The 22295-nt window shown below is 52.5% G+C and carries 15 protein-coding genes; 5 read left to right on the top strand and 10 right to left on the bottom strand.

From position 1 onward, the window contains the following. Nucleotides 1-148: 148 nt before the first annotated feature. From BMW65_RS11695 to BMW65_RS11675, 5 genes are all read left to right on the top strand, one after another. Nucleotides 149-3283 (top strand): SusC/RagA family TonB-linked outer membrane protein, encoded by a 3135-nt coding sequence (locus BMW65_RS11695; RefSeq protein WP_177181100.1) that lies wholly within the window; start codon nt 149-151, stop codon nt 3281-3283. A gap of 10 nt (nt 3284-3293) precedes the next feature. Then, nucleotides 3294-4784, top strand: a complete 1491-nt coding sequence (locus tag BMW65_RS11690; protein WP_090605598.1) for a RagB/SusD family nutrient uptake outer membrane protein — start codon at nt 3294-3296, stop codon at nt 4782-4784. 69 nt (nt 4785-4853) lie between these two features. Then, nucleotides 4854-5663 carry a glycerophosphodiester phosphodiesterase gene (locus BMW65_RS11685; RefSeq protein ID WP_090605596.1) on the top strand — a complete coding sequence of 270 codons (810 nt, stop codon included), beginning with the start codon at nt 4854-4856 and terminating at the stop codon, nt 5661-5663. Between the two features lie 81 nt (nt 5664-5744). Continuing rightward, the gene (locus BMW65_RS11680; protein WP_090605594.1) at nt 5745-6533 is read left to right on the top strand and encodes an SDR family NAD(P)-dependent oxidoreductase; all 789 of its coding nucleotides are present in this window, start codon (nt 5745-5747) and stop codon (nt 6531-6533) included. Continuing rightward, entirely contained in the window at nt 6530-7504 is a 975-nt protein-coding gene (locus BMW65_RS11675; RefSeq protein WP_090605593.1) for an NAD-dependent epimerase/dehydratase family protein, read from the top strand. The genes BMW65_RS11680 and BMW65_RS11675 overlap by 4 nt, the downstream gene beginning before the upstream one ends. Here the strand turns inward: BMW65_RS11675 and ku are convergent, their stop codons facing one another. The 10 genes from ku to BMW65_RS11625 form a co-directional block, all read right to left on the bottom strand. Continuing rightward, nucleotides 7505-8260 carry a non-homologous end joining protein Ku gene (gene ku / locus BMW65_RS11670; RefSeq protein WP_090605592.1) on the bottom strand — a complete coding sequence of 252 codons (756 nt, stop codon included), beginning with the start codon at nt 8258-8260 and terminating at the stop codon, nt 7505-7507. Nucleotides 8261-8644: 384 nt separating this feature from the next. Next, the gene (locus tag BMW65_RS11665; protein ID WP_090605590.1) at nt 8645-10210 is read right to left on the bottom strand and encodes a PepSY-associated TM helix domain-containing protein; all 1566 of its coding nucleotides are present in this window, start codon (nt 10208-10210) and stop codon (nt 8645-8647) included. Nucleotides 10211-10223: 13 nt separating this feature from the next. After that, nucleotides 10224-10505: a hypothetical protein gene (locus tag BMW65_RS11660; protein ID WP_090605588.1), complete on the bottom strand. Its 282-nt coding sequence runs from the start codon at nt 10503-10505 to the stop codon at nt 10224-10226. Between the two features lie 3 nt (nt 10506-10508). Next, nucleotides 10509-10841 carry a hypothetical protein gene (locus tag BMW65_RS11655; protein WP_090605586.1) on the bottom strand — a complete coding sequence of 111 codons (333 nt, stop codon included), beginning with the start codon at nt 10839-10841 and terminating at the stop codon, nt 10509-10511. An 88-nt stretch (nt 10842-10929) separates the two neighbouring features. Next, nucleotides 10930-12054, bottom strand: a complete 1125-nt coding sequence (locus BMW65_RS11650) for a Gfo/Idh/MocA family protein (protein ID WP_090605584.1) — start codon at nt 12052-12054, stop codon at nt 10930-10932. Between the two features lie 454 nt (nt 12055-12508). Next, entirely contained in the window at nt 12509-12943 is a 435-nt protein-coding gene (locus BMW65_RS11645; RefSeq protein WP_090605582.1) for a hypothetical protein, read from the bottom strand. Nucleotides 12944-13088: 145 nt separating this feature from the next. Next, nucleotides 13089-14468 carry a RagB/SusD family nutrient uptake outer membrane protein gene (locus BMW65_RS11640; RefSeq protein WP_090605580.1) on the bottom strand — a complete coding sequence of 460 codons (1380 nt, stop codon included), beginning with the start codon at nt 14466-14468 and terminating at the stop codon, nt 13089-13091. 13 nt (nt 14469-14481) lie between these two features. Continuing rightward, the gene (locus BMW65_RS11635; protein ID WP_218145396.1) at nt 14482-17469 is read right to left on the bottom strand and encodes a SusC/RagA family TonB-linked outer membrane protein; all 2988 of its coding nucleotides are present in this window, start codon (nt 17467-17469) and stop codon (nt 14482-14484) included. Nucleotides 17470-17716: 247 nt separating this feature from the next. Then, nucleotides 17717-19102 carry a RagB/SusD family nutrient uptake outer membrane protein gene (locus tag BMW65_RS11630; RefSeq protein ID WP_218145395.1) on the bottom strand — a complete coding sequence of 462 codons (1386 nt, stop codon included), beginning with the start codon at nt 19100-19102 and terminating at the stop codon, nt 17717-17719. A gap of 3 nt (nt 19103-19105) precedes the next feature. Beyond that, a complete protein-coding gene (locus tag BMW65_RS11625) occupies nt 19106-22120 on the bottom strand; it encodes a SusC/RagA family TonB-linked outer membrane protein (RefSeq protein ID WP_090605575.1) in 3015 nt (1004 codons plus the stop codon). Nucleotides 22121-22295: the final 175 nt, after the last annotated feature.

The raw sequence follows: 22295 nt of genomic DNA, 5'->3' as shown, positions 1-22295 counted from the left end.
TGCCACATTTACTTTTGGCAGCAATTAACACACAGTAAGTGAACGGATAATCACCTTAACAGCCCGCGTTACCACAATTTATTGATAGCATCAAATGGGTCGTGCATCGTTGTCAGGCATCAGTCGACTATTTTTTAATCTCATGCATATGAAAAGAACCTTTTCACCCCTTCAATGTTCACGCTTGGGCGTTGCAACGGCGTGGGTCATGGCTTCGGCCATCTTCCCTGTCAGCTACGCCCGCCCGGCTTCGGCACCGGAGATTGCCGTCCGCCCGGTTACCACTGCACCCGCCCAGCAAACAATCGCCGGGCGCGTTATTGATGCTTCAGGCACCCCGCTACCGAGTGCCACCGTAAGCATCAAAAACACCAGCACACAGGTGCGTACCGATGGAGACGGTCGGTTTTCCATCACCGCAGCTAGCCCAAATGCTGTTTTAGTAGTCAATTACATTGGCTATGAACCCCTCGAAGTACCGGCCAGCGCTACCTTTATGACCATCACGCTCAGCGAGCGGCAAACTGCGCTGGATGAAGTAGTCGTCGTCGGCTACGGCACGCAAAAGCGCTCCGACCTCACCGGCGCCATCGCCACCATTGATGCCTCGGAAGTCAATCGAGGCATCAACCAGACCGTTTCGCACGCCTTGCAAGGGCAAGCGCCCGGTGTCACCGTTGTGCAAAATTCCGGCGAACCCGGGGCCGGCGTCGAAATCCGAATCCGTGGTGCCGGATCCATCAATGACAACAGCCCACTTTACGTGGTCGATGGCATTATCGGCAGCATCGGCAACCTCAATCCCGCCGATGTCGAAAGCATTTCCGTGCTCAAAGACGCTGCATCCGCCGCTATCTACGGCGCGCGCGGTGCCAATGGGGTCGTTATTGTCACCACCAAAAAAGGTACCCGCAACCAAAAGACGACCATCAGCCTGAATACCAACCAAGGGATACAGCAAGTCTGGAAAAAACCCGAGTCGCTCTCCGCTGAGCAAATGGTGCTTATTCACACGGAAGCACTCACCAACGATGGTACCCCTGCTTCAGAATCCATATGGGACTATTACAACAATCCACAAAACAGCGTCACCCGTACCAATTGGTTCGATGAGGTCTTCAGGACCGCTTACAATTCCACCCAGGATTTGTCTTTTGCCGGCGGTACCGACCGTTCCAACTTCTTATTTAGCTTAGGCAATACCAACAACAATGGCGTGGTCAACGGCACCTATTACAAGCGGTTCAACGTGCGGATCAACAGCCAGCATGAGCTATTCAAAAACTTTTCCGTGGGTGAAAACATCATGTTGGCCGTCACCACGTCGAAAGTAGCCGAATTCCGCGGCGCATATGATGGCGTGCTCAGTTCAGCTTACTTCAATATGCGGAATATCCCCGTATGGCAGGATGAGGCAAACGAGATTTACGGTGCGCCGTCCGGCGATTTCCCCAATCCCGTTGCTTCCCTCGACAGCCGCGACAACCGCAACCGGGGCACCGATATCCGGGGCAACTTCTACGGCGAGTACAAGCTGCTCGATTTTATCACGCTCAAGTCGGACTTCGCGTATAGCTTCGGCCAATCGAAAAACAAGAGTTTTGTGGCCATCGCACAAAATGGCGGCCGCGGACTGAATCAAAATAGCTTGTCAGAATATTTCAGCAACAACGACACCTGGATCTGGAACAATACCGTGAGCTGGGATAAACAACTGGGCGGCCACCACCTTTCCGGCATCGCAGGCATGTCGTTGGAACGCGGCAAAAACGAATGGACATCCAGTGGAACAGCGCAGCAATTTAGCATCCAGGATCCCAACTTGCGTTACTTCGACAATGCCGGATCTTTTCCGAACAACGTGGGTGGAAGCGCCGACGACTATTCGTTGATGTCCTATTTCGGCCGGCTGTCTTATGCATATGGCGATAGGTACCTGTTTACGGCCAATATCCGCCGCGACGGTTCCTCTAAGTTCGGTCCCAATAACCGCTGGGGCACCTTCCCCTCCGTTTCCGCAGGCTGGCGCCTTTCGAATGAAACCTTTTTCGAGTCGCTCCGCCCCATCATCAATGAGTTCAAGATTCGCGGCAGCTGGGGCCAGCTTGGCAACGACAAGATTTCCAACTACCAGTATTACAGCACCATCAGCAGCGTGGGATCGCCTACCTTGAATGGCAACATCTTCACCGCAGTTGCCCAAAACCGGTTGTCCAACCAATCCATCAAATGGGAGGTGACCTCGCAAACCGACGTCGGCGTAGATATTGGCCTGCTGGACAATAGGCTATCGCTGGCGTTCGACTATTACGACAAGCTTACGGAGGATATCCTGGTGCGCGTGCCCCTGCTGGCCTCCTACGGGGTTTCCACCGCGCCTTTTGTCAATGCTGGCGAAGTATCCAACAAGGGCTTTGAAGTGTCGGCGAGCTATTCGAGTGCCAATAATAAAGACTTCACGTACCGCATCACCGGCAACGTCGGCCACGTCAAGAATGAACTGGTATCCATGGGCGTTTCCGGCTCCAATGCGCTGTTCCTGTCCAATTACAAAAATACCAATGTAGGCCGGATGGCCGAAGGCGAACCCCTTGGCCATTTCTATGTGCTACATGCGCTCGGCTTGTTCCAAAGCGAAGCGGAGGTAGCCGCCTACACCAACGCCGCTGGCAATCCCATACAGCCCAACGCGCAGCCCGGCGACATCAAATTTGAAGACATCAACGGCGATGGTGTCATCAGCGCCGACGACCGGACAATCGCCGGGGACAGCTTCCCATCGCTCACGTATTCGGCAAATTTCGCCGCCTCGTATAAGGGGTTTGATTTCGATATGATGTGGATTGGCAGCAGCGGCAACGAGATTTTCAACGGGCTGACACTGGGCGGCAAGCTCATGCAGGGTACCAGCTACAACAACGGCACGGATATCCTCAACCGGTGGACGCCAAGCAACACAGGTACCGACGTCCCACGCGTATCCGTACGGGATTTAAATAACAACCGCGCCTATAGCACGTTCTTTATCGAAGATGGCAGCTTTCTACGGATGAAGTATGCCTCCCTGGGCTATACCTTCCAAAACGGGCGGTTCCTCGGCGATCGCATCTCCCGGTTGCGACTGTTTTTTACCGCGCAAAACCTCATTACGATCACGGACTATTCAGGTTTCGACCCCGAAGTTGGTGCCGATTCCGGAACCAGCGGCAATATGTACGGCGTAGACCGCGGCACCTACCCACAAGCAAAATCGTTCATTTTTGGTGTAAACCTTAACTTTTAACGTTACAGTCATGAAAATATACCTTCATATATTCTCACTCCTGATGCTCGCATTCGGTTCATCTTGTTCCGACAGTTTTCTGGAAAACGAGCCGCACGAACTCACCGATGCCGTATTTTGGCAGACTGCCGCCCAAGCCGAAAGTGCATTGGCGGGCGTCTATACCCCCTTGCAGGATGAAGAAGCCCTCGGCGGCGAAGAGTGGTGCGGTATGGAAGCCTTCAGTGATATCGGCTACATGAATGACAATTATTCGGATTTCATTGCCATGAGCGAATTCCGCGCCCTCCAAAACACGGAAAACGACCTCAGCTTAAATAGCTACCGTTCGTATTTCCAGGTTATCAAACGGGCTAACGATGTCTTATACAACGTGCCCAGCATTCAAATGGACGAAACCCAGAAACGACGGATATTAGGCGAAGCCAATTTCTTACTTTCTTATGCGTATTTTACCATGATCCAGCGGTATGGCGGCGTACCCATCTACGATCCGGAAAACAGCGATGCAGCGACGGTGAGGGGTTCGGCGGCTGATGTATGGGCAGTGATAGAAAGCAGCCTCACGGCTGCAACGGGCCAGCTCTCGATGCAGCACGAACAAGGACGGCCCGGCCTTGGCGCCGCCTGGGGGTTATTGGCCAAGGCCTACGCCTACCAAGGGAAATGGTCCGAATGCCGGGCCGCTGCCGAGCAGGTCATCAACGACGGGTTCCATACCTTGCACAGCTCCTATGCCGAGCTGTTTACCATTGAGCATGAGACCGCAAGCGAACACCTCTGGTCGCTCGGCGCACGGTTTGGCTCCTATCCCATCACGCCCATCCTTTACCTGCCCAACGACGTATGGGGCGGCGACCACGACGAGCAATTGGGTGCTGGCTGGCGGTTGGTGAGTGCCACCAACGCATTTTATGACAGCTACCAAGCCGGTGACATCCGGCGGCAGGCCACCGTGGCAAAGCGCAATGTCGACGTCGTCACCTACAACGGCACTACGGATGTGCTCCGTGCGCCAAACAACCAATCGGATGTCGTATGTATTAAGTTTATGCAGCCCTACGCCACCCGGTATGAAAACTGGAATCCCGGTCTGGACGTACCCGCCGTACGGCTGGCCGATGTCCTGCTCCTCCATGCCGAAGCCATCATCAACCTCAATGGCGGTGGCCCCACCAATCGCACGGTTGGCGTTGCCGAAGCCGCAACGTCATTCAACAAAGTGCGCACCCGGGCAAATTTAACGCCTATTGACGCCCCCACATTCAACGATCTGATGTACGAACGCAAAATGGAGCTCGCTTTCGAAGGCGGCGACCGGCATTTTGATCTCGTACGGTGGGGACTGGCTGCCGAAGTGTATAACAACACACCCGCAGAAGGAAGCTATAAGCCTGCACGGACGTTCAATCCGGCCATGCACAACTTGCTGCCTTATCCACAAAACGAAATCGATGTGAGCAATGGAACTATCCTCCAAAATCCCGGATACCAAAATTAAAATCCAGTAAGACAAGCGGAGCAGCTGTCCTGATTAGGGCAGGTGCTCCGTTTTTAAAACCCATCCACCATGACAAAACCAATTTACGCATGTTTATGCGGCATAGTATCCCTGATCACCGGGCTCCAATTGCATGCCCAAAGCGACAAAATCGCAGCCAATTTCCAGCTCATTGCCCACCGCGGCGGCGTGGTAGACAGTGCTACGGCAGAAAACAGCCTTCAAGCACTGGAAAAAGCCATCGCTCGGGGTTATGACCGCATAGAAATCGACGTACGGATGAGTAAAGACAGCGTTTTCATCATTCATCACGACCGCAATTTTCTCCGCTATTACGGTATCGATACGCCTGTTTCCGAACTGGCGTGGCCAGCGATGAAGGCATTGGAAGGTTCGCTGGGCAATCGCGTGCACACCCTGGAAGAAGTGTTGGCTGCTGCCCAAAACCGGATAAAAGTGATGATAGACCTCAAGGTTCCCGGCAATGACACGCTGCTGCACGGCAGGCTCATTCAGCTGCTTTCCCGCTACGATCAGCTTTCCGACGCCCTCCTGATCGGCACGGACGAATCCACCGACTATTACCGTGGCAAAATAGCGCTGAGCTGCACACGGCAGCAATTGGAGGCCAATAGGAAACGTCCTGGCTACTCCCCGGCACATTATTACCTCTTTTCAGGCACCATCCGTGCAGCTGATGTTGAGTGGGCCACGCAACATGGCATTCGGGTGATTGGCGTTATCAACGCATCGCCACGGCAGCATGACCCGCTGAGCGCGGGCAAGGCCGCAGCCGGCGCATTAAAGGCCGCGGGCGTCCGGATTTTCCAGATTGATAGCCTATTTGATCCCTTCTTCAGGGAGCCGCCTGTACGGTAAGCGATACGATTAACAAAATTTAACGAAATTATTTCGGCTATCCCGCACGACCAATCAAATCCTGTTGTAATTTTACAGGCGATGAGTAAAACCTATGCATTAATCACTGGAGCTAGCCAGGGCTTAGGGAAAGCCTTCGCATTGGAATTGGCCCGCAGGCAGATCAGCACCATACTGGTCAGCCTACCGGGTGAAGGCCTCGATTTCGTGGCGTCACAAGTAGAAGCGTTGGGACAAGAAGCCCATTGTTATGAGACCGATCTCACACAAAAGGAAAACATCATCGCCCTGGCCGCCTGGGTGAATGAAAAGTTTCTCTTAAGCATCATCATCAACAACGCCGGTTGCGGCGGCACACAGCGCTTTCAGGATGTCAGCATCGATTACCTCGATCGGATTATCCAGCTCAATGTCAAAGCTACAGCACTGCTCACCCACCAGCTCTTGCCCAACCTGATGAAGCGCGACAAGGCCTACGTGCTCAACGTGGGCAGCGTGGCTGCGTATAGCCCCATTGGCTACAAGACCGTCTATCCCGCTTCCAAGGCCTTTGTCTATAGCCTCACCCGCGGGCTATACCAAGAGTTTGCCGATAGCAACGTGTTTTTCAGCTTGGTCAATCCCGGCCCGATGATGACCAATGCCGATTCTTCTGCACGGCTCCAGCAGCAGGGCTTTTTCGCCACCATGGGGCTGCTTTCGCCCGAGGAAGTAGCCGGTATATCTATCCGGCAGCTGTTCAAGCGCGATTCGCTGATCATGCTCAATTGGGTAAATCGGCTTACTTGGATGGTGATGAAATTCCTGCCCGTCTACATCCGGCTTCCTTTGCTCACCAACGCCATCAGGAAAGAAATCAACCGCGCATGAACGTACTGGTCACCGGAGCAAACGGCCTGCTGGCTACCAATACGATCTTAGCGCTTTTGGCACGTGGCTACCGCGTGAGAGGCCTTATCCGCGATACCAAAAAATTTTTGCTGCCACCTCAAGACGGTTTAGCGCTGGCCATTGGCGACATTACCGATGCGGCGTCCCTCGCACGGGCCGTAGGCGGTTGCGATTACATCATCCATAGCGCAGCCACCACAGACATGGGCCTGTTGCACTATGAAGACTACCATCGCATCAATGTCATGGGTACCGAGCAGGTCATACAAGCTGCACTTGCGCACGGTGTGAAGAAAATCGTTTACGTCAGCACGGCCAATACGTTTGGCTATGGCAGCTTGCAGCAATTAGGCGACGAAACCCGGCCCATGAAGGCCCCGTTCAGCGAGGCGTGGTATGCCCGGAGCAAAGCCGAAGGCGAACGGCTCATACTTGCCGCCAAAGACCGCATAGCGGTCACCGTCGTCAATCCCACCTTCATGATAGGTGCTTATGACGGCAAGCCCAGTTCAGGTGCCATTATCCAGATGGGCTATGGCAAGAAGGTGGTCTTTCATCCCCCCGGCGGCAAAAACTTCGTCCATGTCGCAGACGCTGCCGAAGGTGTGATCCGGGCGCTCGAACGCGGCGAAAACGGCGCAGCCTACCTCCTTGCCGGAGAAAACCTGAGCTACCGCGATTTTTTCAAGAAGCTGGCCAGCCATTCCCCCAGCCAGCCATTGCTGGTGGCTGTACCCCGGCCGGTTTTACGGGCTGCAGGCTACCTCGGCGATGCCCTGCGTACCCTGGGCATTCGGACGGCCCTTTCATCCGTCAACATGAAAATCCTCTGTATCTGCAACTATTATTCCAATAGCAAGGCCCAGCAGGAATTAGGGGTTGTTTTCCGGCCCATTGATGCAGGTATCGACGATGCCATCCACTGGTTCAAGGCCCACGCCATGCTATAGCTATCCCAAGCTTGCCCGCAGCTGTTCCAGCAAATCATCCGATTGAGCGCGTTTCACTTTGATCTTCCGCATAGCCGGTCGTTTGCCCTTTGCCTTTGCGCGGATAATTTTCATCAATTCCTTGCTGTATTCATCCTTATAGTCGTCGATATTAAATTCCCCGGAGTGCCTTTTGATCAGCTGCACCGCCATGTCCATTTCCGGCTTGGCAATTTTGGTGCCTGACGGGACGTTGAGCTCGCCCGCATCCCGCACTTCCTCCTGAAACCGGAGTTTATTGAGCATCAATAGGTTTTCATAGGGCCGGACGATGGCCAGGTTTTCGGTATTGCGCAAGACAAACGTAGACAAGCCCGCCATTCGGGTTTTTTCCAGCGCCTTCAGCAACAGTATATAGGCCTTTTCACCGCCCTTTTGCGGTTGGAGGTAATAGGGCGCTTCAAAGTAAACACTTTCAATATCAGCCTCTTTCACGAACACCTGTAGGTTTATCATTTTTGTCTTTTCCGGGCTGGCCTCCTCAAAGTCGGCTTCATCCAGCACGATGTAGTTGTCTTTCAGCAGGTAGCCACGCACGATGTTATCCCAGTCTACCTCTTTGCCCGTCCGCTCGTTTACCCGTTTGTACCGTATACGTGCAAGATCCTTCCGATCCAGCATATCAAAATCCGGTCGGCTATCCGTAGTCGCGCTGAATAATTTCACGGGAATATTCACCAATCCAAATCCGATGGCACCTGTCCAGATTGCTCTCATCGTTCGTCGTTTTTTGGTAGAAAACAAAAGAGCCCGCATTTTGTTTATGCACGTGGAGATCGTGCGGGCATGTTACTTTGTCGCGCCAAAGTAACCAAAGCGCTTCGGCTGGCCGCACCGGCCACGAATTTATTCCCGCACGGCTTTCAGCAGCAACCCTCCGTATACCTAAAATGCCGCCTTGGTCAGCTGCGGTTTGCACGTTGAGGCACTATCCGCTGTAGCAGCTGGGCATAGCGGCGAGTTTTGGGTACTTTTGCGGTCAAAAGTACCAAGCCCTGTCGCGGCAGCGACGGAAAGCCCCGCGGGCAAACGCAAAGAAAGCATTGCGCAACTCGCGAAAGAATGCCCCGCATAGGCTTATGCATAAACAAAACCTTCGTTTCAAACACCACGCCCCTTCACCTTCCCATACCCTACAAACGTCACGATAGCCAGCACCATCCAAAACATGTCTAAGAAGAAGATATCCACCTCCCCGGCGGCCCAGGTGAGCCAAGGCCAATTGCCAGCGTACAAACCGTTGGCCAGTGGTACTAGCACGGACAATACAGCACCCAGCAGTAGTGTCTCGCGGTTCGTCCGGCCAAGGTCGTGGCGGATGACGTAATATACCGATAGCACAAGCCAGCTGTAAAAGTACGTTTGGTAGATGAGCATTTCGTTTACCACCGCACTGGCCTTCACCACCACAAACGTGAATGCCGTCACCGGAAACATGGAGAGGCATACCGCAAGGAAGATATTTGCCAGCCAAAAGTTGAAGCGCCGCTTATGGAGGGGGATATTATTTTTGTCACGGGCGACCAGCCAAATGACGATTCCGGAGACGATGATGAGGCACCCCATGATGCCGAGGATAAAATAGGCGATTTTCAGGAACAGCCCCCCATAGTCGCCATAATGCAGCCGATAGACCACGCTTCTCATCACATCTGCATAGGTTGTTTCACCGATGGGCGATTGCTGTTTGACCACTTTCCCATGCACATCATACACCACATAGCCCGCACCCGAAAAACTACGACTCGGATCAGCCTCCACCTGGAGCACAAGCTGCATATGTTCATCGCCATAGTGTTTGATGGTCATGCGCCTCAGCGCAGCCCCCGTCCATTCCCGTTGCGTTTGCTCGATGAGGCGCTGGATATCCGGTAGCGCCGCTGCCGGCTTATTCGCAAATTCAGCATCCACGGCCACTTCAAAGCCCAAGTCCTGGTATACCTTCTCTTCATCACCCCCATATAGCAGGTGGGCAATGGGAGCCGTGTATACCGTATTTACAATCAGGATAATCCCCGTAATGGCATAGACAAGCTGGTAGGGGAAGCCGATGACACCCAGCACGGTATGCAGATCCGTCCACAAGGTTTTCAACTTCGTCCATGGTCTGAAAAGGAAAAAATTAGACACAATTTTGTCCCAGTGCAGCAGCAAGCCCGTAATCAATGCAAACAGAAATAAGAAAGACACCAGCCCGGCCAATACATAACCAAATGGGTAGCCCACCGGTATGGGCACATAGTTGAGCTGCGCCAAGAAGTGTAGCCGGTAGAGAAACTCCCCCAAGTCATACGCATCCTCGTAGCTTCGGCCCTGTTTATCGGCAAGATTGTAATAAAAATAAGTACTTTCGCCAGCCTGCTTATTACGCAGCGTGTCCAGCGATGGCCCCATGTATACATAGGTATTCAGCGAATTGGGGTAGAAATACAGGTACAGTTCCCTGCCCCGCAGGTCGTGCTGCTTATCAAGCGAATCCAATACATAAGCATAAGGAAACCCCGCCTGCCCATGTGTGTCGAAGGATTCCCCCTGCTGCCAAGCCGCGATTTCCGCCTTAAAAAACGAAAACGATCCCGCGAAAAAAATCACATACAGCACCATGCAGATGATGATGCCGGAGATGGTATGTGTATGAAAGTAGGTATTATAATTCCTGTTGTTCATGCCGTCGGAAAAATCATGCAGTAAGCAAATAAGGCAAGGCAAAAAGCACTGCCAACGATAGATATATCAGCCAGATTTTCCATCCCGATTTAGCCAAGAATGCCAGTAGCAGCAATACCGCCCAAAGGACATAGCCCAGCACCGTGCCTGTCACGAGCACGTACTGCCGCTCCACAAACGAAGCGAAAAACAACGACAAGGAAATCACCACCGCGTAGCCGCCGAAAAAGCCAGCGGTTATCTTTAGCCAGCGCTGCAAGGGCGATTTTGTCAAATATTTCTTATTAGCAGGCATGATTTAGAAAAGCAAGAGTTCAAAAGCCGCAGCCGTGATGTATAGCAAGCACAAGTGCGTGAGCCTTAAATAGCGGAAGGGGGCCAGCACCACGACAAGGCAGCCCACGCTCATCAAGACCACCACAAAGCTGAAGGCTCCGGAGCCCACACCCAGCAATCCCATCAAACCGGTCAATGCCGCAGCCATCAATACCATGCTCAATCCATCAGAAACGCCCCTGCGTTGCTCCAAGGTCTTTAAATACGCAGGCTTGCCACTGAGCCGGCTCCGCTGCGAACGGTTATAGCGCAGGTAAAACGCGATGACAACCAATAAATATAATGTACTGTACATAGCCAACCTGCTTGCATTATTTAGATTAATTACAAACAGTAGGCAAACATAGGAATTTTTGTTGCGCGCCGCAACAGGAGCGGTACTTTTACACGACCACCCGTTCACCACTTTCCATGGCTTGGTAGATCGCCTGCAGTATTTTCACATCCTGCCGCCCCATTTCACCGGGTACGGGCGTTGGCCGGTTTTCTTTGATGGCTTTCGCAAAATCATCCATTTGGATCGCCTGCTGGTTTACGCCCTCACAGTCCATTTCACCGTCGGAGGTTTCACCCTGTATCCCCGAATACGGGAATGCCGGTTCCAGCTTCGCCCAGCCATGTTCAGCTTCTGCCCGCAGCAGGTTCATGTTTTCCGAATAGCTGGATTTACATACCGCCGTCACGCCATCCGGGAATTCCATTTCCCAGGTCAGCGATTCCTCCACCTCCTTAAACATTTCCGGATCCGTTTTCGGGCCTTCCTTAGCCGTCACGGCAACCGGCTCGGTTCCCAGTGTATACCGCGCCGCCTGCACGCAGTAGATACCCACGTCCATCAAGGGGCCGCCACCAGCGAGGGCCTTATCCAGTCGCCAGCCCTCGGTGCTGCCCATGCCGTTATCGGCGATGATGTGCTTGATCGCTCCCATCCGCTTTTCTTGGCCAAAGCGCATCATCTCGATATTATGCGGCTCAAAATGCAGCCGATAGCCGATGGAGAGCAGCTTACCCGCCTCCTTTGCCGCGGCAATCATCCGGTCGCAATCTTCCACGGTCACTGCCATGGGTTTTTCGCAGATGACGTGTTTACCCGCTTGCAGCGCACGTATGGTATATTCCGTATGCATCGCATTTGGCAATACCACATATACAATGTCGATATCCGGATTATCGGCTATCGTGTCAAAATTTTCATAGTTGTACACGTTCCCTTCGGGAATGTCATAGTCGCGCCGCCACTTATCAATTTTGCTGGGCGTGCCGGTCACAATACCCGCCAGGTAGCAATGGTCAGTTTCCTGCAAGGCCGGCGCGAGCTGCCCGCCAGCATATCCACCCAGTCCCACAAGGGCGATACCCAGCTTCCGTTCAGCCTGTTGCTCATCCGTGTGTTCTTCCGCTTGTTGGTTGCTTGGCGATCCGCAGCCGCCAATGCTGGATAGTCCAGCAAACGCCATTCCACCGATACCCATCAGCGATAGCTGGCTTACAAACTTTCTACGTTCCATACGTGTATTGCTTTCGTTACATGCATTTCTTTCAGAATGACAGCCGAAGGCGCAAATTGTTGGATTGAGATTGGAAAATTTAGGTTAATGAAGTTTGTGATGAGAAACATGAATTTCATATAAAGAAATAAAATAAACATATCGCTTCTATTGCTTTCTTTTTTCCGTTGGAAGTTTTTACCATGGAAAATTTAAAGCGCCCACAGCGCCTCTTTCAGCCCCAGAAAACGATGCCGTTCAGATCCGTTCGCTTATGGAGCAAAAATAACGGGCCGAAACTTGAAACTCACCGGGGGTGAAAATAATTTTCACCGAAGTCGCTTCGCCAAAACGCTTCGGAGAGTTGCCAAAACGACTTCGGAGCGTTTTCAACCACCCATTTTTATTTCTTAATATGAAAATCAATCAAAAACCAAAAACACCGTAATTAATCAAAAATTAACTATGCTTAAACTTATTCCCGCTCAAAATACAAGGCAAAAGTATGCGCAGGAAAAGGGCCGGTCGGCCCGCTGGGTGGATAATAATCAAGAAAAAGATCCCTTCTTGAAATGGTAAACTTATATTGATTGCCATTCACTTCCAGCATGTACCCGTATTCCTCGGGCGATGACGTCGGCCAAATAGCATACGGGTATTGCCCATTAGGTATACCGATATACGTTTCCTCGTTGCCACTGATAGTTAGCAAACTGTCTTCAAAGCGATAAACTACCGAGCTACCCCTGTATCCACCGTCAGTTGCCTTCCCATCGACATACGATTTGCGTTCAATGCTTACCAGCCTCCATTTGCCAATGATATGTCTATCAACAATGATCTCACGTTTTTTACATGAACCGATAAAAAGGCTCAATCCGATGAACAATAATAGGGCTAATTTTTTCATTTTTCGAGCGGGTTAATCTCAGAATGTACGACTAAGACGTGATTTTCAATAAATTCGCCACATTTCTTCTAAAAAGATAAGGCCACCTTCCGTAAACTAAGTATCGAAAGGAGGCCTTACTTTCGCATATTACCTGAGCAACCTACTACTGCCCGTAGCCGGGATTCTGCACTAGATTCTCATTAGCATCCATTTCGCGTTGCGGTATGGGGAAGACCATCCGCGGCGAATCAAATTCGAATACGGTGGTACTGCCCGCCGGGCTGTCCAAAATAGAGCCCCTCGTCCGTTTCACATCGTGGATGGTATGGCCTTCGTGCGCCAGTTCCAATTTACGTTCACGCAGGATGAATGCCAGCGTCACATCCCCCGCCTCGGTTTCCAGATTCACACGACTGCGGATACGGGTCAGGTCGCCCAGCGGTGTATCGCCCACGGCGGTACCCAGCCGGAAGTTCGCCTCCGCACGGGTCAGGTACAGTTCCGCCAGCCGGATGACTTTCACGTTGCGGTATTGGTCGCGCCATTTCCCTACGCGGCTTTCATCACCATACAGATAAAACAAGCCGCGCCGGGCATCACCTGCCTCATAAAGTGCCAAATGAGCCGGCAAGACCACGATATCCCCATCACGGCCCCCGTAGTCGGGCACCGAATAAAACATGTGCATGTAATTGTCGCCATCCTGTGCACTTACCTGCATGGCAAAAATATCTTCGGATGTATTCTCCGTATTATTGAAGGCATTCGCATAGTTGCCCACCAGTTGCATGCCCTCCTCCTCGGCAACCTGTATGGCCCGATTGGCGGCATCACGCGCATTGGCAAAGTCTTCCATTTGGAGATAAACACGGGACAGCATTGCAGACGCCGCAATACGCGTTGCGTAGAAGCCGTTGCTCGTAGGCAACAGGCCCTCGGCAGCAGTCAAGTCAGCCAGCGCCTGTTGGTATACCGCCTCCACGGTAGCCCGCGTCAGGTTATGTTCTTCAGTAATTTCCGTCGTGGGTGTCAGCACAATGGGTACACCGAGATTGGTCGTCGTGCTGCCAGCCGCATACGGCAAGCCGTAAAACTTCACCAATTCAAAATAGAGCGCACCACGGAGAAACAGCGCCTCGCCCTGCACCCTGTCCCTATCACCCTCGTCCACCACGTCAATGGCACTTAAGATGTTGTTGCAACTATTGATCACCTTATACGCCTGTGTCCAGATGCCCGTAGTATACGTATTATTGACAAAGATGGTCTTGCTGTACACCTCATCCGGTTGATTATACGTACCCTGCCAACGAATTTCCCGGTTTGCGGAGAGCATTTCCGAGAGCAGCATGATGTTGCCCCCATAGAGTTGGTAGGAACTCAGTTCGTCATACGCGCCAGACAACACCTTTTTGATATTCGCATCGCTGGTAAGCGCCAGTTCATTGTCGATACTTTGATACGGTCGCAATTCTAGCTGGTCGTTGCACGATGAAACCACCAAGCCCGCGATACTATATAGGAATATACAAATCTTCTTCATAACTGATAAGTCCTTAAAAGCCAATATTTACACCAAATGAAAACGTCCGCGCCTGCGGGGCAGAATAGAAGTCATTTCCCTGATACAAGTTGGTGCTTTGGTTGTCAGCACCCAAATAGTCGGTATTCACCTCCGGATCCCAGCCTTTATAATCCGTAAACGTGAGCAAGTTTTGGCCTACGAGGAATACCCGTGCCGAGCTCACTTTCAGTCGTTGCAGCCATGCCGTGGGGAAGTTATAGCCAATTGTCAGCGTTTTCAAGCGGAGGTAGCTTCCATCAGACATGTAGCGGCTGGAAGCCTGCGTTCCGTTCCCTTCGCCCAGCCGCGCTTGGGGTACATCTGTGATGTCATTCGGATTTTGCCAGCGCCGCAGCTGGTCACGGCTCTGGTTGTCGAACCAGTCACCCGCCGCAGCATAATATCCGCCACCGCCCTCATAGATCTGGTTGCCATACACCGATTGAAACAAAAAGCTCAGATCAATACCTTTATAAGCAAATGAATTGTTGAAGCCCGCTATCCAATCCGGATTGGGGTTGCCCAGCACCACGCGCGCCGCCGCGTTATGGTCGTTGGTTGTGGTGGTCCGTGCCTCGTCGGCATACCAGAGTGCATCGCCATTCGCTGGATCCGCGCCTACATAAGCTGCACCGTAAAACACACCAATTGGCTGGCCTACGATGACAGAATTAAGAAATCGTGAGTTTGGCGTGAGGATATCGCCGCCGCCCAGCGCCTCTACCCTATTGACGTTGCGGGCAAAATTGATGGAGCTGTTCCACTGGAAACCATCCGTTTGGACGATGGCCCCATTGAGTGTCACTTCCACCCCCTTATTGCTCATTTCACCGATATTCTGTGTCTGCTCCAGGTAGCCAGAGGTAGACGGTACCGGCACATTGAGCAGCAAGTCCGTGGTGGCTTTATGGTAGTAATCCACTTCACCGCTCAAGCGGTTATTGAAAAAGCCAAACTCAATCCCCGCGTCAAACTGCGCCGTCTTTTCCCATTCCAAGTCCGGGTTAGGTATTTGCGAAGGGCTCAATCCAGCCTCCTGGCCATACGATGTCGCCCCATATAGACCAAAGGAATCGTAATTGCCAATTTCTGCATTCCCGGTGAGGCCATAGCTGGCTTTCAGCTTCAGGAAATTCATCACGTTATTTTCAAAAAAGTCCTCCCCGGAAACAATCCAGCCCGCAGAAGCTGCCGGGAAGAAGCCGTATTTATTGTTTTGCCCAAAACGCGACGAACCATCGAAACGGCCGCTCAGCGTAAACAAATATTTATCCGCAAAGCGGTAGTTGGCACGTGCAAAATAAGACAAAAACGAGAAGTCATTCAACGTCGACGATCCACCTGTAATGTCTGCCGCAGAAGCGATGGTACGGAGATCATCCGTTGGGAACTGCTCACCGGTCACATTGGTGTAATTGATGGCAGATTTTTGGAAAGACATCCCGCCAACCGCTTCAATGTAGTGCACATCATTCACTACGGTGTTATACGTTAGGTAATTATTGGTTGTATAGTTGAAGATCCTTGTCCAAGCAGACGCTGCATAGCCATCCGTGGATTCACCCGACTGGGTGCGCGAACCAAAAAATTGTTCCTGGTTTTGTGTCAGGAGGTCAATCCCGAACTCGCTGCGCAGCTTGAAATTTTTGCTCAATTTCAGTTCCCCAAATGCATTGGAAATATTGCGGAACGAGGTGATGCCCCACTGCGCATTTTCCGAGTCTACCAAATTGTTGTAATACGTTGTCGTGGGGCGGTCATACAGTTCGCCATTCAGATCACGTACCGGCGTGATGGGCGCCAGCGCTACCAACTGGATGGGGTTGCTGAATGCATTATCCCCCGGCAGCCGGTTGGTCTCGATGCGGGTGAGGGCAAAATTGGCGCCCAGCGTGAAGTAATCAGAGGCATGATGCGTCAGGTTGAGCCGCCCCGATATTTTCTCGAGGTCATTGCGGATGAGGATGCCCTTTGTTTTGTCCAGCGTACCCCCAAAATAAAATTGGGTCTTTTCATTGCCGCCTGTGGCCGATAAGTTCACGATATGCATCCCCGCATCGGAGTTAAACGCCTGATCTTGCCAATCGGTGTCCGTTTCTCCCGTTCGCCAGTCGCTATGTCCCGAATATTGATTCAGCCGATTTTCCACAAATTCCCGGTCATCCACGTTCTCTCCGGCTTCCAAAAACAGTTCTACATATTCTTCCGCATTCAGCCATTCCTTCAGCCGTGTTGGATCACTGTAACCACGCTGAAAGCTTGCATTGATTTTCGTCCGGCCTGCCGCGCCCGATTTTGTCGTGATCAGCACCACACCATTTGCACCCCGCGCACCATAGATAGCCGCAGCCGAAGCGTCCTTCAGTACCTCAAAGGTTTCGATATCATTCGGATTAATATCAGTCAGCGGGTTGCTGTATCCCAATGTGCCTGAGGTCGTCATCGGGATACCGTCGATGACATATAGCGGTGAGTTGCCACCCGACACCGAAGTCGTACCGCGGATACGCACCTTCACCCCCTCTCCCACCTTACCACTGGACGATTCCACGAATACCCCAGACATCCTGCCCTGCAATGCTTGGGTAAAGTTGGGCACCGGCACATTTGCAATGTCCTCGCTTTTTACCGACGCCACGTTTCCAGTGAGGTAGGCCCGGCTTGTCGTACCGTACCCGACCACCACCACTTCGTCCAAATCGGAGAATGCAGCAGCCATCGTCACGTTGACGGTATTCGACTGATCCACCGTCCGTTCCTCAGACTGAAACCCGACATAAGAAAATACCAGCACCTGGCCCGTCGCGGCCACAATGGAGTACTGACCAGCTTCATTGGTCAGTGTATTCACATTCGTTCCCCTTACTGCCACACTTGCCCCGGAAAGGGGCTGGTTCTCGGCATCATAAACTGTCCCGGTAATTGTTTTTTGCTGAGCATGGCCAACATAACCCATAAACACCAGCAAAATCGCTAACATACTACGTAGTTTTACCATCATACATGTGTTTTTTTGAAATTTTTATTAAAAATCGCAAACAAATATAATTTTTTCAAATAAAAAACAATTTATTTAATCATATTTATGTTAATTCTACAATATAATATCAACATATCAAACATAATCATCAAAAATCACAGAAAATAAACCACTATAAACAAAAAATCCAGCATTTCTGCTGGATTTACACCAATAAATTACATAAATCATCAATAAATCCTATTATTTACGTTCCATATCCCGGATTTTGTTCCAACAATGGATTTGCATCGATTTCCCGTTGCGGTATCGGATAGGTCAGGCGGTTATCGTTGTACGGAATGGGCACCTCGGTTGGTTCGCCACCCACACTTTCGACGATGACGATCGTTCCCTGCGTACGCTTGATATCGTGTATCCAGAATCCCTCGAAGGCCAGCTCCAATTGCCGTTCCAACAAGACGTCATCTAACGTTACCGAGGCTTTCAGGGTGGCATTTGCACGGCCGCGCAGCGCGTTGATATCGTCCACGGGGGTCGCCCCTACAGCAGTACCCAGCCGCGCATTGCCCTCCGCACGGATGAGGTACATTTCAGCCAGCCTGATGAGCGCGATGTTCCCAAATTGGTTGGTGTACTTTGACGAGAGCAAGCCACGGCTGCTTTCATAAAAAAAGTCGCTTCTATCGTCCATCTCCGAATCGAACAAATCCAGGTACGCCGGTTCAACCACGATGTCTCCCCCTCTCCCCCCTAAATCCTGGCTGGCATAGTGCACCACCAATTCATTGGTACCGCTCTGGTTGGTCACCTGGAAGGCAAACAAGTCTTCCACCGAATTCGCATCGTTGTTGAACGCTTCGCCATACGTCGGAGCAAGCACCCGGCCGCTGCCTTGGATCACGTCGTTTGCCGCATCCCGCGCCGCTTCGTAATTCCCTTGCTGGAGGTATACCCGCGCCGCCAGCGCCCGTGCCGAATACCGGTCGGCATAGTATTCATTCGATTCCGGCAGCAAGTTATACGCATCGTCCAAGTCGGCCAGCACTTGAGCATACCCTTCGGCCACGGTATTGCGTGGCACGGCCAGGTCGCCGTCGTAGTCCAGTATGCCCACCAGACTGAGCGGCACCCCCAATTGGTTGTTGGACTGGCCCGCTACATACGGTGCCCCGAAAGTCCGCACCAAGTCGAAATACATCAGCGCCCGCAAAAATTTCGCTTCCCCTTCCACCCTATCCCGTTCCGCTTCATCCACCACCTCCAGGTGGTCGATAATCAAGTTCGTCGCATTGATTGCCTGATAGGCATCAATCCAGTGGCCACTTACAAACGAATTGTCCACCCGTATCCGCTTGTTGTACACCTCCCGGGGCTGGGTAAAGGTTCCCACCCAAGAAGCTTCGCCCGAGAAACCGTATAAATCCGCCAGCATCTGCAGAAACCCACCATACAAGTTGTCCAATCCCGCCTGGTTATACGTTCCAATCAGCAAGCTTTGGATATTCTGGGAGGTAGATAGGGCCTGCTCCGACGGAATGGACTGCTCAGGGTCGATATCCAGTTTCCGTTCACAGGCCGACAGCCCCACCAAGAGGGCCAATAGGCTATAGCGATAGATCATCCTGTTCATGTGTCAAAAATTAAAGTTGAAGCCCAATGCATAGGTCACAGCCGCCGGTGCCGAATAAAAATCTATCCCCCGACTGGCTTCCGTGGCGCTGGCATCACTCCGCGCTTCGGGGTCGTATCCTTTATAATCCGTAATGGTCAGCAGGTTGAATGCCGAGAAGTATACCCGTAGCCGATTGATTCCCATTGGTTGGGTGATCCGGTTGGGCAGCGTATAGCCCACGTTCAGGTTGCGCAGTCTGATGAAACTTGCACCATCCAAGTAGCGCGAAGATTGCGCCGTACCATTGGCCCCATACAGGCGCGCCTGGGGCACATCCGTGACGTCACCCGCCTGCTGCCACCGCCGCAGTTGGTCGCGCGTCTGGTTGTCGTAGTAGTCGCCGTTGGCAGACTGGTACGTCCCACCCGCGTTGTAGATGCTTGCTCCCCATTCCCCCTGGAAGGTAAAGCTGAAATCAACATCGCGGTACACCAAGTTGCTGGTCAACCCGCCAATCCAGTTGGGCAGCGGCGCACCCATCACCACACGGCTTGCCGCGTTGGGATCATTGGTAGTTTCCCGGCTCTGCCCACCTCCCGCATCCGAGCTGTTTACATAGTAGAGCGCATCACCGTTATCCACGTCCACCCCCGCATATTCCAGCAGGTAAAAAGCATTAATGGGCTCCCCTTCACGAAGAATGTTCTGGCCGGTGATGACGTCCTGTCCATCGGGCAGTTCCTTCACCGTATTCTTATTATAGGCAATGTTCAGGGATGTATTCCATGTGAATCGCTCCTTTTGGATATTCCGGGTGTTGAGCACAAACTCCACCCCCTTATTCTCCAACAGCCCCACATTACGCAGCACTGTCGGGAATCCCGAGGTCGCTGGCAGCGGCACATCAAACAGCAGCCCATCCGAGCGTTTCATGTAATAATCCAGTTCCCCCGAAATCCGGTTGTCAAGAAAACCATAGTCGATGCCGACGTCCGTCTGCTCCACACTCTCCCATGTCAAGAACGGATTGGCCGCCTGCGTGGGGAAGATGCCCGCCCGCTGTCGGTAGCTTACCGGGCCGAATAGGCCGAGCGAGGCGAAGTCGCCGATCTCCGCATTGCCCGATTGGCCCCAGCTACCCCGTATTTTCAAGAACGACAGCACGTCCGAGTCGCTCAGGAAATCCTCTTCCGAGAGCACCCAGCCTGCCGATACCGCGGCAAACGTACCATAACGGTTGTCCCTGCCGAAGCGCGACGAGCCGTCGCGCCGGATACTCGCCTTGAAGAGGTACCTATCCATCAGCGAATAATTCGCCCGTGCGAAGTACGAAAGAAACGCATACGAGGTAAACGTGCTGCTGCCCGCCGTAATCTGCGCCGCGCCGCCTATCGACTGGAAATCATCCGACGGAAATTCGATGCCCGTGACACTTTGAAACCGCCGCCGGGCATGGTTGTATTCCATACCTGCCACCACATCTACGTCATGCACGTCATTAAACGTCTGCTCATACGTAAAGTAGTTGCTCGTGATGTACGATTCCGTGCCCACGCTGGAGGCAAATCCCTCCCCGTTGGTCGATTGGAAAGGGGCCAACCTGCCCGTATAGCTGTCTTCCGTCTGGTTATACAAGTCGTAGCCAAAGTCGGTATTGAATTTCAGGTTTGGCAAGAAGCGGTATTCGGCAAACGCCTTGCCATTTACCCGCCGCACGATGGTATTAAAAAACGCATGCCTATCCTGCAGCAAGAAATTGGCATACAGCGTATTCGGGTTGGGCTCGCCATCATCCAGGTAAGCCGCATTCAGTGCCGGCTGCGCAATCGCCTGCAAGGGCGTTACAAACGCATTGTCATTGGCAATGCGGTCGATGTTGGTCCTGGAAAAGCTCAGGTTTGCTCCCGCCGAAAAACGGTCGTTGAACCGGTGGGTCACATTCACCCGGGAGTTGATCCGATCCATGGCATTTCCCTTCACGATACCCCCCGTATTGTTGTACGCCCCGGAAAAGAAATAAGTCGTGTTTTCATTTCCACCTGATATCGATAGATCGGCATCGCTCACATGGCCCTGCCCCAAGGCCAGGCTTTGCCAATCGGTATTGTGGTATTGCCCATTCCGCCAATCCGCCCCATCCGAGAGGTAGTCAAACAGCCACTCCGCCTCTGCCAAGCCATCTTCCTCGCCGTAGCTGTTGATGGCCGCCTCCGTGAGCAGTTCCATGTATTCCGCCGCATTCAGCCAGTCGCGCAGGCGGGTGGGTTCGCTGATGCCGTGCGACACGTTGGCTGAGATGCTGGCCCGGCCCTGTTTGCCCCGCTTGGTGGTGATGATCACCACGCCATTGGCGCCCCTTGAGCCGTAGATGGCCGAGGCGGAGGCATCCTTCAGGATGTCGATGGATTCAATTTCATTCGGGCTCAGTGTGAGCAATGGGTTCTGTGGTGCATCGCTGGATTCGTCACGGTTGATCAGCGGCATCCCATCCAATACATACAGCGGATCCGAGCCCGCACCCACGCTCGCCACGCCCCGTACGCGGATGTTGATGCCCCCTTCCACCTTGCCATTGGTCTGCATCACCTGTACACCTGCCGCCTTGCCCGATAGCGCATTCTGGAATCCCGGCGACGGGATTTCAGCGATGTCCGATGACGTTAGTTTCGCTACATTGTCCGTGAGCAGGCGCTTACTTTGCGTGCCGTAGCCCACGATCACCACCTCATCCAAGCTGGAGGTCGAGGTGACCATGTTTACGTCAATCGTAGCACTTTGCCCCACCTCCCGCTCCTCGGTCTGCAAGCCGATATACGTAAAGACCAGGGTCTGTCCCGCTTGGGCTGTAATGGCATATTGCCCCTCGGCATTGGTCAAGGCACTCACATTGGTTCCCCGCACAGCCACGCTCACCCCCGGTAGCCTATTCCCTTCTGCGTCATAGACGCTACCCGTGATGGTCGTTTGCTGTGCAAATCCCAACGTCACCCAACACGCGAACAGACAGGCCAGCATGCGTTGTTTTTTTGCTCTCATTTAAGTTCATTTTTAATTATTCCATAGGATAGCCTCCCGAAGCCGGCAAGCACTCGTAGGAAAAACAATGACCTAAAAAGAAAGTTTTAGGAAAAGGTAAATCTTCTATCCGTTGCGTTGTTTTGAGATCTTCTCCTGGCGATTGGTTCTGAAACGGAAAAACCCAGGTATTTTC

This window comes from Parapedobacter koreensis (assembly GCF_900109365.1).
Lineage (GTDB): Bacteria > Bacteroidota > Bacteroidia > Sphingobacteriales > Sphingobacteriaceae > Parapedobacter > Parapedobacter koreensis.
Note: the sequence above shows the minus strand (reverse complement) of the source record. Positions and strands in the feature narration are given on the sequence as shown.